Source organism: Nocardiopsis dassonvillei (genome assembly GCF_964273065.1).
Taxonomy (GTDB): domain Bacteria; phylum Actinomycetota; class Actinomycetes; order Streptosporangiales; family Streptosporangiaceae; genus Nocardiopsis; species Nocardiopsis dassonvillei_B.
The window spans coordinates 3,004,232-3,019,995 of record NZ_OZ186815.1 but is presented as its reverse complement, the minus strand read 5'-3'; the positions used below and the strand labels follow the sequence as shown (position 1 = coordinate 3,019,995).

Below are 15,764 nucleotides of genomic sequence, written 5' to 3'. Positions count from 1 at the left end.
CTAAATGGTGACCGAACACGTTGAGTGTTCTTGGTTGTACACATGGTCAACGTTATCGACCGATCGGCGCCCCCGTCGTTCGGTCCGAACGGGAGAAAACACATGCTGAAGAAGGCTTTCGCCGCCAGTGCCATCGTCGCCGCCGCTGCGGGCGTCCTGTTCACCGGCGCTCCGGCCATGGCCAACAGCAACGTCTTCACCTCCGGCAACGGAAGCATCCTCGGTGGCAACCAGCTGGTGGCCGACCTGGACATCCCGATCAACGTCTGCGGCAACGCGATCGCCATCCTGGGCGTGGCGGGTGCCAACTGCGTGGACTCCGGCGCCACGGTCAAGAACTGATAGCGACCACATTCCACCCCGAGGGTCCGGGGGCTCCGGCCGGAGACGTCCCGGCCGAGCCGGCCCAGGGGTGATCGGACTTTCCGGGCGCCGCTCCGTGACGACGGGGCGGCGCCCTTCCGCATGCCCGGGGCCGGGGGCCGGGGGGATCGGATCCGCGCACGAATCCTCGATCCGGGTGGGCGGTCGTCCGCAAAGCGCATCGATGCCGTGCTGAACCGGTGCCGATGGTGACGCTTCGTGCTTCTCCGGGACGCCGTTTCGAAATCCTTTGTCATGAAAGCCATCACCCGAAGTGGCACATGGTGAATCCATCGTTACGACCCCGGTTCGGAGGGGCCGGAACCGGAACGACCGCGGGTGACTCCGGTACCGGTGCCGGACACGGCGCCACCGGAACAACGAGTCCGGGCGGCCCCGACCCGGACATGACAACAGGTGAGTGCCGAAGAAGACGCCCACCACCGGTGCACTGGTCCTCGCCTCCGCCGGGATCCTCCTCTCCGCCGCGGCTGCGGCGGCTCCAACGCCGGTCCGGGCCGGACGCTCGCCTTCTGCCACGACTCCGGCGTGATCATCCGGAACCGGCCCCGGCCGCCCCGACCGGGGCGCCGGGACGTTCCGAGGGGGCCCGCCGGGGCCCACCCCCTCCCGCGTCCGCCGCATCGACCAGGGGCGGGGCGCCTGGCCGGGAGTCCGGGAGGGCTATCGTGTGCTCAGGCGTCACGGCCGGGGGCCGGACGCACTCACGACGAGGGGACACAGGCATGGAGACCACGCAGGGGCGTCCGGCCCGGCTGCGGATCGGCGTCATCGGTCCCGGCCGCGTCGGCTCGGTCCTGGGCCGGGCGCTGGGGCTGGCCGGGCACAGGGTCGTCGCCGCCTCGGCCGTCTCCGAGGCGTCCAAGGCGCGCGTCGCCGAGCGCCTGCCCGCCGCGCGCCTGATGGAACCCGCCCGGGTCGTCGAGGCCTGCGACCTCGTCCTGCTCACGGTCCCCGACGACGCCCTGGCCGAACTCGCCGAAGGACTGGCCGCCACCGGTGCCGACCTGCGCGGCAAGCTCCTCGTCCACGCCAGCGGAGCCCACGGGTACGGCGTGCTGGCCCCCGCCACCGCCGCCGGGGCCCTGCCGCTGGCCCTGCACCCGGCCATGACCTTCACCGGTCGCGACGAGGACGTCGAGCGGCTGGCCAGCTGCGCGTTCGGGGTCACGGCCCCCGACCCGCTGCGCCCCATCGCCGAGGCCCTGGTGGTCGAGATGGGCGCCGAACCCGTGTGGATCGCGGAGGACAGGCGCACCCTCTACCACGCCGCCCTGGCCGGGGGCGCCAACCACCTCGTCACCCTCGTCGCCGACAGCGCCTCCCTGCTGTCCGCCGCCGGCGTCCCCGAACCCGGCCGCATGCTCGCCCCCCTGCTCAGCGCCTCCCTGGACAACGCCCTGCGCCTGGGCATCCACGGCCTCAGCGGCCCGGTCCTGCGCGGCGACGCCGGCACCGTCGCCGGGCACATCGACCAACTGCGCTCCCACGCCCCGGAGAGCGTCGCCGCCTACGTCGAGCTGGCCCGGCTCACCGCCGACCTGGCCATCAACGCCGGGATGCTCAAGCCCGAGGACGCCGAACCGCTCCTCGACGTCCTGCGCCGCTGACCGCCCCGCCGCCGCGGCACCCGGACCACCGACGACACGTCACGGACATTTCAGGGGAAACTCCATGACCGCATCCACCGACCGCTCCACCCCGCTCGTCGTGCGCACCCCCGACGAGCTGCGCCGCGCCCTCCCGGGCTCGGGGACCACCGCGCTCGTCCCCACCATGGGGGCCCTGCACGGCGGGCACCTGAGCCTCATGCGCATCGCCCGGGAACGGGCCGACACCGTGGTCGTGAGCATCTTCGTCAACCCCCTCCAGTTCGGCCCGAACGAGGACTTCGACCGCTACCCGCGCGACCTGGAGGGCGACACCGCCCTGTGCGCCGGGGAGGGCGTGGACATCGTCTTCGCCCCCGAGACCGGGACGATGTACCCGACCGGCCGCCCGGTGGTCACCATCGAGGCGGGGGAGATGGGCGAACGGCTGGAGGGCGCCTCCCGGCCCGGCCACTTCACCGGCGTCCTCACGGTGGTCGGCAAGCTCTTCCACCTGGTCCGGCCCGACCTCGCGGTCTTCGGCGAGAAGGACGCCCAGCAGATCGCGCTCATCCGCCGCATGGTCGCCGACCTCGACTTCCCGGTGGAGATCGTGGGTGCGCCCATCCTGCGCGACCCCGACGGCCTGGCCTCCTCCAGCCGCAACATCTACCTCTCCGCCGCCGAGCGCGCCTCCGCCCTGGCGCTGTCGCGCTCCCTGGACGCGGCCCGCGCGGCCGCCGGACAGGGGGTGGCGGCCGCCCGCGCGGCCGCCGCGGCGGTGCTGGCGGAGGCGGCCGCGGCCGAACCCCCGGTCGAGCTCGACTACCTGGCCCTCATCGACCCCGCCACCTTCACCGAGGCCGCCGACGACCACCGCGGCGACGCGGTACTGGCCCTGGCGGCCAGGGTCGGCGCCACCCGCCTGATCGACAACACGTCGATCCGCTTCTGAACCACCGGACCCTGCGACACTGCGCGCCCCGCGGAAGAAGATCCCCATGAGCACAGCCACCCCGACCCGGCTCGACGCACCCGCGCCGGGCTGGACCGTCACCGCCGACGTCGTCATCGTCGGTTCCGGCATCGCGGGCCTGAGCACCGCGCTCGGCTACCTGCGCCATGCCGGGTCCGGGCGGCGGGTCGTGCTCGTGACCAAGGACCGGATCTCCACCGGCTCCACCGCCTACGCCCAGGGCGGCATCGCCGCGGCCGTGGCACCCGGCGACGACCCGGTCGCCCACATGGTCGACACCCACCTGGCCGGAGCCGGGATGTCCGACCCGTACGCCGTCCACGTCCTGGCGACGGAGGGGCCCGGGGCGCTGCGCCGCCTCATCGACCTGGGCACCGAGTTCGACCGCGACGCCGACGGCGGACTCTCCCTCACGCGGGAGGGCGGCCACCGCGCCGACCGCGTCGCCCACGCCGGGGGCGACGCCACCGGGGCGGAGATCCAGCGCGCCCTGGTCGCCGCCGTGCTGGCCGAGGAGCGCATCGAGATCATCGAGCACGCCGTGGCCCTGGACGCCCTGCGCGACCCCGGCACCGGAGCCGTCTGCGGCATCTCGCTGCACGTCATGGGGGAGGGCAGCCGCGACGGCGTCGGTGCGGCCCTGGCCCCGGCCGTGGTCCTGGCCACCGGCGGACTCGGCCAGGTCTTCGCCGCCACCACCAATCCGCCGGTGTCCACGGGGGACGGGCTCGCCCTGGCCGCCCGGGCCGGGGCCCGCCTGCGCGACCTGGAGTTCATCCAGTTCCACCCCACCGTGCTCTGGCTGGGCCCCCACGCCCGCGGCCGCCAGCCCCTGGTCTCGGAGGCTCTGCGCGGCGAGGGCGCCTACCTGGTGGACGCCGCCGGGAGGCGGATCATGGAGGGCGTCCACGAGCTCGCGGACCTGGCCCCCCGCGACGTGGTCGCCCGCACCATCGCCGCGACCATGGCGGAGCAGGGCGTGGACCACGTGTTCCTGGAGACCCGCCACTTCGGGGCGGCCGTCTGGGAGAGCCGCTTCCCGACCATCCTGGCCTCCTGCCGCGAGCACGGCATCGACCCGCTCACCGAGCCCGTCCCCGTCGCCCCCGCCGCCCACTACGCATCCGGCGGTGTGGAGGTGGACATCGAGGGACGCACCGGCGTTCCCGGCCTGTGGGCGGTGGGCGAGGTCGCCCGCACCGGGGTCCACGGCGCCAACCGGCTGGCCTCCAACTCGCTGCTCGAGGGCCTGGTGTTCGCCGAGCGCATCGCCGCCCGCCTGGCCGCCGAACCGCGCCCGCTGCCGACCGGGGGAGAGCCCGCCCCACACGTGACGGCCCTGCCGGACCCGGCCGTCACCACCCGGCTGCGCGCCCTGATGTCGCGGCACGCGGGGGTGCTGCGCACCGGCGAGGGCCTGGCGGCCCTGGTCGCAGAGCTGGACGCCCTCGCCGTTCCAGCCGGCCCGGTCACCCCGGACACGGCCTCCTGGGAGGCCGCCGACCTGCTCACGGTGGCCCGCCTCGTGGCCGCCGCCGCGGTCCACCGCACCGAGAGCCGCGGCGCCCATCAACGAGCCGACCACACCGGCCCCCGCCCGCGGTGGCGGGTCCGCCCGGTGATCGTCCGACTGGAAGGGGACACACCCGTGGCCACCGACGAACCCTGGACCCCCTCGCTGCCCCCCGGACTCGTCGCCGAACTCGACGCCATCGCGTTCCCCCTGGCCGGGGACGGCCCCGGCGGGGAGGCCCGCGACGAGTTCACCCTGCCCTGGACCGCGCCCCACCAGGCTCACGTGGACCTGGTCCGCCGGGCCCTGGCCGAGGACCTCACCGGAGGGGCCGGGATCGACGTCACCACCGTCGCCACCATCCCCGCCGACCAGGTCCGCACCGCCCATGTGGTGGCCCGCGCCGACGGCACCGTCAGCGGCCTTCCACTGGCCGAGCTGGTGTTCTGGCTGGTGGCCGACGGAGCCCTGGAGATCACCCGGTCGGCCGCCGACGGCGACACCGTCAAGGGCGGCGACGTCCTCATGGCCGTCACCGCCCGCACCCGCGACCTCCTCACCGCCGAGCGCACCGCGCTCAACCTGCTCACCCACCTCTCCGGGATCGCCACCGCCACCCGCGCCTGGGTGGACGCCGTGGCCGGGACCGGCGCGCGCGTCCGCGACAGCCGCAAGACCCACGCCGGGCTGCGCGCCCTGGAGAAGTACGCCGTGCGCTGCGGCGGCGGGGTCAACCACCGCTACTGCCTCAGCGACGCCGGGCTCATCAAGGACAACCACGTGGTCGCCGCGGGCGGTGTCGGCGCGGCCGTGCGCGCGGTCCGCGAGCGCTTCCCCGGCGTTCCGCTGGAGGTCGAGGTCGACCGGATCGACCAGATCGAGGAGGCCCTGGCGGCGGGTGCCGAGGAGATCCTGCTCGACAACTTCACCGTGGAGCAGCTGGCCGAGGCCGTGGCCCTGGTCGCCGGGCGCGCCCGCCTGGAGTCCTCCGGCGGCCTGACCCTGGACGTGGCAGCCGCCGTCGCCGGCACCGGGGTGGACTACCTCGCCGTCGGCGCCCTCACCCACTCGAGCCCCGCCCTGGACATCGCGCTCGACCTGATGTGACCGGTTCCATCGCCGGACTTCCCGTGAAGGACGGAATTGGGGGAGGATTCCCTCAAAGCACACTTCGACCAGGATGAGGGTCCATGCTGCTGGCGATCGACGTCGGTAACTCCGAGACGGTCTTCGGTCTCTTCGAGGGTGAGGACCTGCTCGAGCACTGGAGAGTGGGGACCGACACCCGGCGCACCGCCGACGAGTGGTCGGTGGTGCTGCGGGGCCTCCTGGAGGGGGGCGTGCACGGCGGGGTGGACGACATCACCGGGCTGGCCCTGTGCTGCTCGGTCCCCTCGGTCCAGCACGAGATGCGGGACATGTTCCGCCGCCACTTCGAGGACGTCACCGCGGTGATCGTCGAGCCGGGCGTCAAGACGGGCGTCCCGATCCGGATGGACAACCCCAAGGAGGTCGGCAGCGACCGCATCATCAACGCGCTGGCCGCCGACCACCTCTACGGCGGCCCGGCCGTGGTGGTGGACTTCGGCACCGCCACGACGTTCGACGCGGTCAGCACCAAGGGCGAGTACGTGGGCGGCGCGATCGCCCCGGGCATCGACATCTCCGTGGACGCCCTGTCCCGGCGCGGCGCCCAGCTGCACATGGTGGAGATCGTGCGCCCCCGCGCCGCGATCGCCAAGAACACCACGGAGGCGCTGCGCTCGGGGATCGTGTTCGGGTTCGCGGGGCAGGTGGACGGGATCGTCGACCGGATGGTCGCCGAGCTCACCGACAACCCAGACGAGGTCACGGTGGTGGCCACCGGGGGCCTGGCCTCCACGGTGGTGGGGGAGTGCGAGACCGTCGACGTGCACGAGCCCTGGCTGACCCTCATCGGGCTGCGCCTGGTGTTCGAGCGCAACTCCTGAACGCGGGCGGGGGCGGGGCGCCGGCCGGCACCCCGCCCCCGCCCGCGTCCGGCCCCCTCGCGGCGCCGGACGCGCGGCCGGATCGGTGCCCGCGCGGCCCGTGCACCGGGACCGCACCCGTGGCCAGGGGCGGCCGCCCGGTTCCACGGAGAAGCCCGGCCGGTGGCGGCGTTCTCCACACGCCGCCACCGGCCGGGCCCACCCCGGGCCGGCTACTCCGCCGCGGCCCCGGTCCCCGCGGGGCGATACAGGTCCGGCTCGATGTAGATCATCCGCGCGATCGGCACGGCCTCGCGGATGCGCGCCTCCGCCTCGTCGATCGCCCGCGCCACCCGCCCGGCGTCGTCCTGGGCGTCCACCGCGACCTTGGCCGCCACCAGCAGCTCCTCCGGGCCGATGTGCTGCGTCTTCATGTGGATGAGGCGGTCGATGTCCTCGACGGAGACGATCGCCCGCTCGATCTCGCGCACGTGCTCGTCGGTTGCGGACTCGCCGATGAGCAGGCTCTTCATCTCCATGGCCAGCACGATGGCGATCGCCACCAGCAGCACGCCGATGGCGGCGGTGCCCAGGCCGTCCCAGAGTCCGTTGCCCGTGACCAGGGTCAGGCCCACGCCCATCAGCGCGAAGACCAGGCCGATGAGGGCGCCGGCGTCCTCCAGGAGGATGACCGGCAGCTCGGGCGACTTGGCCCGGCGGACGAACTGCACCCAGGTCGCGTCGCCGCGCACCTCGTTCGACTCCTTGATGGCCGTGCGCATGGCGAAGGACTCCAGCCCGATCGCCACCACCAGCACGGCGACCGGCACCCACCGCCACTCGGTGATCGGCTCGGGGTGGGAGATCTTGTGCCAGGCCTCGTAGAGCGCGAACAGGCCGCCCACACTGAACAGCACGATCGCCACGATGAAGGAGTAGATGTAGCGCTCCCGGCCGTAGCCGAACGGGTGCTCCTTGGTCGCGGCGCGCCGGGCGCGCTTGCCGCCAAGGAGCAGCAGCCCCTGGTTGCTGGAGTCGGCCACCGAGTGGATCGACTCGGCGAGCATCGCCGACGACCCGGTCAGGACGTAGGCGCCGAACTTCGTCGCGGCGATTCCGATGTTCGCGCACAGGGCCATGACAACGGCCTTGGTGCTTCCTTCAACACTCACCGAATTTTTTCCGTCTCTCGAAAATGCACTGCTGAGGGGTGCCGCGATCTGCCGGGGTCAATGGCCGGGCAGTGCGATCGTAGTGAGCGCGGAGCCCGATTTCATCCTCCGGGCCGGTTCCGGCGGCCACCGCGGACGGCCGACCCCGGGGCGCCGCGCCGGTAGGATCGCGTGTGTGAACCACACGCACGACGACACCTACGACGACCTGCCCGAACAGATGAGAGTTCGGCGCCAGAAACTGGACCGCCTGCGCGAGGAGGGCATCGACCCCTTCCCCGTCGTGTTCGAGCGGTCCACGTCGATCGGCGCCGTGCGTGACAAACACGCCGACCTGCCGCCGGACACCGCCACCGGGGTCGAGGTCTCCATCGCGGGCCGCGTGATGCTGTACCGCACCGGCGGCAAGCTGTGCTTCGCCACCCTGCGCGACGAGAGCGGCGACCTCCAGATCATGCTGTCGCTGGACCGGGTCGGCCAGGAGCGCCTGGACGCCTGGAAGTCCGACGTCGACCTCGGCGACCACGTGGGCGTGGAGGGCGAGGTCATCACCTCCCGCCGCGGCGAGCTGTCCATCATGGTGCGCTCCTGGACGCTCACGGCCAAGTGCCTGCGCCCGCTCCCGGAGAAGCACAAGGGCCTCACTGACCCCGAGGCCCGGGTGCGCCAGCGCTACGTCGACCTCATCGTCAACCCCGAGTCCCGCGAGATGGTGCGCCGCCGGTCGGCCGCCATCCGCGCGATCCGGGACGGGCTCACCGCCCGCGACTACATCGAGGTCGAGACCCCGATGCTGATGCGGGTGCACGGCGGTGCCACGGCGCGGCCGTTCACCACGCACATCAACGCCTACGACATGGACCTGTACCTGCGGATCGCCCCGGAGCTGTCGCTGAAGCGGCTGGTCGTGGGCGGTCTGGAGCGGGTGTTCGAGGTCAACCGGAACTTCCGCAACGAGGGCGCGGACTCCACGCACAACCCCGAGTTCACGATGCTGGAGTTCTACCAGGCGTACGCCGACTACAACGTCATGGCGGACGTCACCCGCGAGCTCATCCAGGAGGCGGCCCGCGCCGCGTTCGGCACCACGGTGATCGAGCGCGACGGGGTGGAGTACGACCTGGGCGGGGAGTGGCCGCAGATCACCCTGTACGGGGCGGTGTCCGAGGCGCTGGGCGCCGACGTCGACCCGCGCACCCCGGTCGAGGAGGTCCGGCGCCTGGCCGAGGCCAGGGGCGTGGAGTACGACCCGGCCTGGGGGCCGGGCAAGCTGGTCGAGCACGTCTTCGAGGAGCTGGTGGAGCACACGCTGATCCAGCCGACGTTCGTGCGGGACTTCCCGCTGGAGACGAGCCCCCTCACCCGCCAGCACCGCGAGGACCCGCTGCTCACCGAGAAGTGGGACCTCATCGGCTTCGGCATGGAGATGGGGACGGGCTACTCGGAGCTGGTCGACCCGGTCGAGCAGCGCCGCCGCCTCACCGAGCAGTCGCTGATGGCCTCCGAGGGCGACCCGGAGGCGATGCAGCTCGACGAGGACTTCCTGCGGGCCCTGGAGTACGGCATGCCGCCGACCGGCGGTGTGGGGGTCGGCATCGACCGGATGCTGATGGCCTTCACCGGCAAGAACATTCGGGAAACTGTTCTTTTCCCGATCGTGAAGCCCGAGGGGAACGACGCCTGACTTTCTTGGCGCCCCATTTGCCGGGTCCTTATCCCGGTGCGGGGGATGTCCGAAAGCGGGGCGGTGGCGCCGCGCCCTGTGCGCGGCGCCACCGCCCCCTCGGCTTTTCCGGCGCAGGTCGTGTGCGCGGCGCTCCGGTGCCCGGCCTCCGGGGCCGCCGAGGGGCCCCGGGCCGGTCCGAACGGGGCGAAGTTTTTCCCGGGACCGACGCCTTCACTGACCTCTCCGGGGGTGGTCAGGGTTTTCGCAGGTCAGCACCGAGAAAGAATTTCCCTTTCTGTGACCCTGCGACTGGTGGTCCCATGGTCGTCACCCATGGTGATTTATCTGGCCTTGACGGTATCTGATCATCCGCCTAGCGTGCTGAGAGCGGGTCGAGACCCGCGAGTTCGCCGAAGTGGATCGAGTAACGCGGAGCGCGTCAGGAGCACCGGGAGTTCCCGGATCCCCCCTCGCGCGCACGCAGCACCCACCGGTGCGGTCTGTCCGTCCCAGGCCGCAACGCATCAGGGGTCGTGTGACCCGTGCCCGGACAACCCTTCCGTTCCTGTGCCAGAGGAACGGCGCGGGGGGTTCGCGCCACGGGGCCGTGCGTCGGAACCCCGCCCGACGCACTCGCATCACACCAGGTGACGAGTTGATGTTCCGCACTCACATGATGAGGGAGGACGGAGTGGAACAGGCCACACTCGTACGACGCACCGTTGAGGACCAGAGCACAGCGCAGGCCCGGGAGCACCGGGAGAACGTGGTTCCCCTGCAGAGCCGCCCCCGCGAAGCCGCCGTCGGTCCGTACACGCCGGTCGAACTGAGTCACGAAGAGATCGAGCTCCTCGCCGAGATCGCGACCGGTGTCACCACCGAGGTCGCCGCCCGGCACCTGGAGCTGAGTGCTCGCACCCTGCGTCGGCGCATCCGCAACATCTGCGACGTGCTCGGGGTCAACACCCCGATCGAGGCGGTCGTCTGGGCCGCCCGGCGCCAGCTGATCTGACGATCCGAACGCACCCTCCTCCCCGGCCCGTCCGGGGACCGACCACGGGCATGCCGGTCCGGCGCCCAGGGCACCCGCGTTCACCGGCCGAGAGCGAGCCGGTGATCCCCGCGGGGCCCCGGGGGCATAGTCTGGACCGGTTATGCCCGTTCGTCATGTACAGGTGCGGCGCGCCCGCACCGGCGATGTCGCGCACATCCGCCGACTCGTCGACACCTACACCGCAGACCGGCGCGTGCTCTCCAAGAGCACGGTCAACCTCTACGAGGACGTCCAGGAGTTCTGGGTCGCCGAGGCCGAGATCGTCGCCGACGGTGTCCCCGGGGAACCCCGCCCCGAAGGCGCGGGGGAAGAGGTCACGGAGCGCCGGCTGGTGGGCTGCGGCGCACTGCACGTCCTGTGGGAGGACCTGGCCGAGGTCCGCACCGTGGCCGTCGACCCGTCCCTGCGCGGTTTCGGTATCGGCCACCGGATCGTCGCCGCGCTCCTGGACACCGCCCGCGCCCTGGGTGTCCAGCGTGTGTTCTGCCTGACGTTCGAGACGGCATTCTTCGCGCGCCACGGCTTCGCGCCGATCCAGGGGACCCCGGTGTCCTCCCGCGTGTACGAGGAACTCCTGCGCTCCTATGACGAGGGTGTCGCCGAATTCCTCGATCTGGAACGCGTCAAACCCAACACCCTCGGCAACACCCGGATGCTCGTACACCTCGGCTCCGGAACCGAGAAGGCCGGTGGCTAAAGGTTTTCGTACTCTCTTGGCACCGCGTTCCCCCAATGCCCCGCGCAAACGCACCGGCGGGGTGAAGCCGGTACCGGGACTCGAACCCGCGATTGGGCACACCGGGTGGTATGGAAGTGGAAGAGGGAAGGTAATGTGTACCTGCGCCGGGAGCCGCCGCGGCCGCAACGAGTTCGGCGGCGAGTTCGGCGGAGCCCGGAAGGGCCGTGATTTCGCCCCTTCGGCGACCCGGGCGGTCTCTTCGCCCCGGCGCGCCGGTACACCGAAGGGCGCCGAGTATTGACTCCCCCCGGTTTGCCGTACCGGGTCCCGGTACCGTCCCGGTCAAAGCAGGGGATACGGTGTCTATGATGTCCGGTATGCGTTTGCCCGTCCCGTCGGGCGCCATCCCCCCAGGAGTCTCCCGACACTGAGTCGGGTATTTGCTGCAATAAGTAACAACCAGGAAGGGTGGAGTGCTTCGATGGGTGACTTTTTGTCGTCGGTGCTTCCCCCCGGGCTGCTCGACGTATTGTCGGCGCTCATCCCCCCGGTGGTCGTCGCCTTCGTGTTCTGCTACTTCATCATCAAGTTGCTGCGCCGCGAGATGGCGCCGCGACGGATGGACGGAAGCCTGGTGGGCAAGGGTGCGCCCGGGTCCTCCGGTGCCGCGGGCGAGAGTACTCGGGCTGCCGGGGAGGACGGCGCGGCGAACAGGACGGCGAATGTCCGGAGCGCGGAAGGCGAAGAATCCGGCGACCGTTGATACGGTCCTTGACCGACCACATCCCCGGACCGGCCGCCACGGGCCGGTTCCGGTGATGTTTCGTGTGAGCACACGGCCCCCTGATCACCCCCGGCGATCCCTCCATGGCCGGGCGGCGGTGTCCGGCGGGTGATTTCCGGCACGTCGCCAATTGTGTTCCAGCGGGCCGGGGGATAGCTTTATATTCAGGTGTGGAGACACCGCTCTTCTGAAAGGTTTGATTCCATGGCACAGAAGGTCCAGGTTTTCCTGGTCGACGACCTCGACGGTGGCGAGGCCGAGGAGACGGTCACGTTCGGTCTGGACGGCTCCGTGTACGAAATCGACCTCAGTGCGAGTAATGCCGCCAAGCTTCGTGAGGCACTTACTCCGTTCGTCGACGCCGCCCGCAAGGCTTCGCCGAAGGCGGGCCGGGCGACGGGTCGCCGCGCCGCCAGCCGCAATGCCCCCAGCCGTGAGCGCAGCGCGGAGATTCGTGCCTGGGCGAAGGCCGCGGGCAAGCCCGTCAATGAGCGCGGGCGTATCCCCGCCGCCATCGTCGCCGAATACGAGGCGATCAAGGGCTAGCCCGCCCGTCCCCGGGTACGCCGAAATGTCGCCGGGACCTGATCGAATTCCGGCCGGCGTCACCGGGGGACCGAGCCCCCCGATCCCGCGCGGCACGGCCCCGGCCGTGGGACGCGGATCCCCGCCGCGGCGGGGATCCCGGGGGAGCGGGGCATCCGGTCCGCGGGTCGACGGCCCCGGCGCGGACCCCCGCGCCGCTCATCGGCGAGGACGCGTCACGGCCCGTCGCCCACGGGGGCGAGCCGGAGGACCGGGGGAGCGGTGGGACCGGATCACCCGCCGGACCGCTTCGGGCCGATCCCGGTGCCTCTCCAGAGACCACCGGACCGGGATCGCCGATCGCTTTCCCGCAATTTCGCTTCCGGCTGAACAACACGGAGCCTGTTCGCTGAGAGCCGATTATTCCGGCCTGTACAAGCAACGACCCGGTCACTCCCGGCACGATGGGAGTGCCGGGTCGTTCGCCTTCGGCGTACAGGGAAATCTGACGCCGCAATCGGTAGTTGGATGTTGGGTGAACGCCCTATCGTCGGGGAAAGTCTCTGGCACGGACGGCTTCGGCCGGATCGTGGCGGAGATGTCCGTCCGCTCGGCAGCCGGTCGAACGGTTCGGACGGGTGCGACAGTGCTCCCCGGGGCGGTTATCCCTGTGGGGCCGATATGCGGAAGAGTCGGGTCGGTGGGAACCGACCCTGCCTGACCGCTCTGTAGAGGAGCGACGAGACATGTTCGAGAGGTTTACCGACCGCGCGAGGCGAGTGGTTGTTCTGGCCCAGGAAGAGGCCAGGATGCTCAACCACAACTACATCGGTACGGAGCACATCCTGCTCGGCCTCATCCACGAGGGTGAGGGCGTCGCCGCCAAGGCTCTGGAAAGTCTCGGTATCAGCCTCGAAGCGGTTCGGCAGCAGGTCGAGGAGATCATCGGCCAGGGCCAGCAGGCGCCGTCGGGGCACATCCCCTTCACGCCGCGGGCCAAGAAGGTCCTGGAGCTGTCCCTGCGGGAGGCACTCCAGCTCGGCCACAACTACATCGGGACCGAGCACATCCTGCTGGGTCTCATCCGTGAGGGCGAGGGCGTCGCCGCCCAGGTCCTGGTCAAGCTCGGCGCCGACCTCAACCGGGTCCGCCAGCAGGTCATCCAGCTGCTCCACGGCTACCAGGGCAAGGAGCCGCAGGCGACCACGGGCTCCTCGGAGTCCACCCCGTCGACCTCCCTGGTGCTCGACCAGTTCGGCCGCAACCTGACCCAGGCGGCCCGGGAGAGCAAGCTCGACCCGGTCATCGGGCGGGACAAGGAGATCGAGCGGGTCATGCAGGTCCTGTCCCGCAGGACCAAGAACAACCCGGTCCTCATCGGCGAGCCCGGCGTCGGCAAGACGGCGGTCGTCGAGGGCCTGGCCCAGAAGATCGTCAAGGGGGAGATCCCCGAGACGCTCAAGGACAAGCAGCTCTACACCCTCGACCTGGGCGCCCTGGTCGCGGGCAGCCGCTACCGCGGTGACTTCGAGGAGCGCCTCAAGAAGGTGCTGAAGGAGATCCGCACCCGCGGCGACATCATCCTCTTCATCGACGAGCTGCACACGCTGGTCGGTGCGGGCGCGGCGGAGGGTGCCATAGACGCCGCCTCCATCCTCAAGCCCATGCTGGCCCGCGGCGAGCTGCAGACCATCGGCGCGACCACGCTGGACGAGTACCGCAAGTACCTGGAGAAGGACGCCGCGCTGGAGCGCCGCTTCCAGCCCATCCAGGTGGACGAGCCGACCATCACGCACGCCATCGAGATCCTCAAGGGCCTGCGCGACCGGTACGAGGCCCACCACCGGGTCTCCATCACCGACAGCGCCCTGGTGGCCGCGGCCAACCTCGCGGACCGCTACATCAGCGACCGGTTCCTGCCGGACAAGGCGATCGACCTCATCGACGAGGCCGGCTCGCGCATGCGCATCCGCCGCATGACCGCGCCGCCGGACCTGCGCGAGTTCGACGAGAAGATCGCCGGAGTCCGCCGGGACAAGGAGTCCGCGATCGACGCGCAGGACTTCGAGAAGGCCGCCTCGCTGCGCGACGACGAGAAGCAGCTGCTCGCCAAGAAGGCGCAGCGGGAGAAGGAGTGGAAGGCCGGCGACATGGACGTCGTGGCCGAGGTGGACGAGGAGCTCATCGCCGAGGTCCTGGCCGCCTCCACCGGCATCCCGGTCTTCAAGCTCACCGAGGAGGAGAGCTCCCGGCTGCTGCGCATGGAGGACGAGCTGCACCGCCGCGTCATCGGCCAGGAGGACGCCATCAAGGCGCTCTCCCAGGCGATCCGGCGCACGCGTGCGGGTCTGAAGGACCCCAAGCGTCCCGGTGGCTCGTTCATCTTCGCCGGCCCGTCCGGTGTCGGTAAGACCGAGCTGTCCAAGACCCTGGCCGAGTTCCTGTTCGGGGACGAGGACGCGCTGATCCAGCTGGACATGTCCGAGTTCATGGAGAAGCACACGGTCTCGCGGCTGTTCGGCTCCCCGCCCGGGTACGTCGGCTACGAGGAGGGCGGCCAGCTCACCGAGAAGGTGCGCCGCAAGCCGTTCTCGGTGGTCCTGTTCGACGAGATCGAGAAGGCCCACAACGACATCTTCAACTCGCTCCTCCAGGTGCTGGAGGAGGGCCGTCTCACCGACGCCCAGGGTCGCAACGTCGACTTCAAGAACACGGTCATCATCATGACGACCAACCTGGGCACCCGGGACATCTCCAAGGGCGTGGCCATGGGCTTCGCCAAGGAGGACGACGCCCAGACCAACTACGAGCGCATGAAGGCCAAGGTCGGCGAGGAGCTCAAGCAGAACTTCCGGCCGGAGTTCCTCAACCGCGTGGACGACATCATCGTCTTCCACCAGCTGACCGAGGGCGAGATCTTCCAGATCGTGGATCTGATGATCTCCAGCCTCGACAACCGCCTCAAGGAGCGGGACATGGGCATCGAGCTCCGTCCCGCGGCCAAGAAGCTGCTGTCGGAGCGGGGCTTCGACCCGGTCCTGGGCGCCCGGCCGCTGCGCCGGACGATCCAGCGGGAGATCGAGGACCAGCTCTCGGAGAAGATCCTGTTCGGCGACCTCAAGGCCGGCCAGATCGTCGTGATCGACGCCGAGGGCGAGGGCACCGACGCCAAGCTCACCTTCAAGGGCGTGCCGAAGCCGGCGGCGGTTCCGGACACCCCCGAGGTCGAGGAGTCGGCCGCGGGCAAGGCCGAGTGACGCACCCGGTGTGACGCGGTCCGCCGGCAGGGGCGCCCTTCGGGGCGCCCCTGCCTCTTTGCGCCCCCGCCTCGCTTCGGCTCGCGCGCAGGCGCCGGGGGACGGGGACCTCCGGCCCTGCGTGGGCGTCCCCGTGCCCCGGACGTCCGCTCCGGGCCTCCGGAACCCCGTGGACGCCCCCCGTTCCCGGCCTCGCGGCCGTTCCCGGCCCCGGGG

Annotated in this window: 12 protein-coding genes; 11 read left to right on the top strand and 1 reads right to left on the bottom strand. The window is 71.2% G+C overall.

Annotated features, from left to right (window positions below; translation table 11 throughout):
- Positions 1-102 precede the first annotated feature (102 nt).
- The 5 genes from ACSUPR_RS13310 (at position 103) to ACSUPR_RS13290 (ending at position 6,432) form a co-directional block, all read left to right on the top strand.
- Positions 103-342 carry a chaplin family protein gene (locus ACSUPR_RS13310; protein ID WP_436891603.1) on the top strand — a complete coding sequence of 80 codons (240 nt, stop codon included), beginning with the start codon at positions 103-105 and terminating at the stop codon, positions 340-342.
- A gap of 767 nt (positions 343-1,109) precedes the next feature.
- Positions 1,110-1,994, top strand: coding sequence for a Rossmann-like and DUF2520 domain-containing protein (locus ACSUPR_RS13305; RefSeq protein ID WP_436891602.1), 885 nt, complete (start codon positions 1,110-1,112; stop codon positions 1,992-1,994).
- 64 nt (positions 1,995-2,058) lie between these two features.
- Positions 2,059-2,928: a pantoate--beta-alanine ligase gene (gene panC / locus ACSUPR_RS13300; RefSeq protein ID WP_436891601.1), complete on the top strand. Its 870-nt coding sequence runs from the start codon at positions 2,059-2,061 to the stop codon at positions 2,926-2,928.
- A gap of 46 nt (positions 2,929-2,974) precedes the next feature.
- Positions 2,975-5,569 carry an L-aspartate oxidase gene (locus ACSUPR_RS13295; protein ID WP_436891600.1) on the top strand — a complete coding sequence of 865 codons (2,595 nt, stop codon included), beginning with the start codon at positions 2,975-2,977 and terminating at the stop codon, positions 5,567-5,569.
- An 83-nt stretch (positions 5,570-5,652) separates the two neighbouring features.
- Positions 5,653-6,432, top strand: coding sequence for a type III pantothenate kinase (locus tag ACSUPR_RS13290; RefSeq protein ID WP_436891599.1), 780 nt, complete (start codon positions 5,653-5,655; stop codon positions 6,430-6,432).
- Positions 6,433-6,644: 212 nt separating this feature from the next.
- Here ACSUPR_RS13290 and ACSUPR_RS13285 read toward each other — a convergent pair whose 3' ends face one another.
- Positions 6,645-7,583 (bottom strand): cation diffusion facilitator family transporter, encoded by a 939-nt coding sequence (locus tag ACSUPR_RS13285; RefSeq protein ID WP_436891598.1) that lies wholly within the window; start codon positions 7,581-7,583, stop codon positions 6,645-6,647.
- Positions 7,584-7,758: 175 nt separating this feature from the next.
- Here ACSUPR_RS13285 and lysX point away from each other — a divergent pair, with 175 nt between their 5' ends.
- The 6 genes from lysX to ACSUPR_RS13255 all read left to right on the top strand — a co-directional run bounded on the left by lysX (position 7,759) and on the right by ACSUPR_RS13255 (position 15,548).
- On the top strand, positions 7,759-9,267 hold the full coding sequence (lysX, locus tag ACSUPR_RS13280) for a bifunctional lysylphosphatidylglycerol synthetase/lysine--tRNA ligase LysX (protein WP_436891597.1): 1,509 nt from the start codon (positions 7,759-7,761) through the stop codon (positions 9,265-9,267).
- Between the two features lie 673 nt (positions 9,268-9,940).
- Positions 9,941-10,261 carry a LuxR C-terminal-related transcriptional regulator gene (locus ACSUPR_RS13275; protein WP_436891997.1) on the top strand — a complete coding sequence of 107 codons (321 nt, stop codon included), beginning with the start codon at positions 9,941-9,943 and terminating at the stop codon, positions 10,259-10,261.
- 142 nt (positions 10,262-10,403) lie between these two features.
- A complete protein-coding gene (locus ACSUPR_RS13270) occupies positions 10,404-11,000 on the top strand; it encodes an amino-acid N-acetyltransferase (protein ID WP_436891596.1) in 597 nt (198 codons plus the stop codon).
- A gap of 463 nt (positions 11,001-11,463) precedes the next feature.
- Complete coding sequence (locus ACSUPR_RS13265) at positions 11,464-11,745, top strand: hypothetical protein (RefSeq protein ID WP_436891595.1); 282 nt, start codon at positions 11,464-11,466, stop codon at positions 11,743-11,745.
- A 225-nt stretch (positions 11,746-11,970) separates the two neighbouring features.
- Positions 11,971-12,312, top strand: coding sequence for a histone-like nucleoid-structuring protein Lsr2 (locus tag ACSUPR_RS13260; RefSeq protein ID WP_436891594.1), 342 nt, complete (start codon positions 11,971-11,973; stop codon positions 12,310-12,312).
- 725 nt (positions 12,313-13,037) lie between these two features.
- Positions 13,038-15,548, top strand: a complete 2,511-nt coding sequence (locus ACSUPR_RS13255) for an ATP-dependent Clp protease ATP-binding subunit (RefSeq protein ID WP_436891593.1) — start codon at positions 13,038-13,040, stop codon at positions 15,546-15,548.
- Positions 15,549-15,764: the final 216 nt, after the last annotated feature.

What these genes read in the sequence shown, in the direction of transcription:
- ACSUPR_RS13310 (WP_436891603.1), top strand. Translation starts at nt 103, where the DNA reads ATGCTGAAGAAGGCTTTCGCCGCCAGTGCCATCGTCGCCGCCGCTGCG.
- ACSUPR_RS13295 (WP_436891600.1), top strand. Translation starts at nt 2,975, where the DNA reads ATGAGCACAGCCACCCCGACCCGGCTCGACGCACCCGCGCCGGGCTGG.
- ACSUPR_RS13255 (WP_436891593.1), top strand. Translation starts at nt 13,038, where the DNA reads ATGTTCGAGAGGTTTACCGACCGCGCGAGGCGAGTGGTTGTTCTGGCC.
- ACSUPR_RS13290 (WP_436891599.1), top strand. Translation starts at nt 5,653, where the DNA reads ATGCTGCTGGCGATCGACGTCGGTAACTCCGAGACGGTCTTCGGTCTC.
- ACSUPR_RS13265 (WP_436891595.1), top strand. Translation starts at nt 11,464, where the DNA reads ATGGGTGACTTTTTGTCGTCGGTGCTTCCCCCCGGGCTGCTCGACGTA.
- ACSUPR_RS13305 (WP_436891602.1), top strand. Translation starts at nt 1,110, where the DNA reads ATGGAGACCACGCAGGGGCGTCCGGCCCGGCTGCGGATCGGCGTCATC.
- ACSUPR_RS13260 (WP_436891594.1), top strand. Translation starts at nt 11,971, where the DNA reads ATGGCACAGAAGGTCCAGGTTTTCCTGGTCGACGACCTCGACGGTGGC.
- panC (WP_436891601.1), top strand. Translation starts at nt 2,059, where the DNA reads ATGACCGCATCCACCGACCGCTCCACCCCGCTCGTCGTGCGCACCCCC.
- ACSUPR_RS13270 (WP_436891596.1), top strand. Translation starts at nt 10,404, where the DNA reads ATGCCCGTTCGTCATGTACAGGTGCGGCGCGCCCGCACCGGCGATGTC.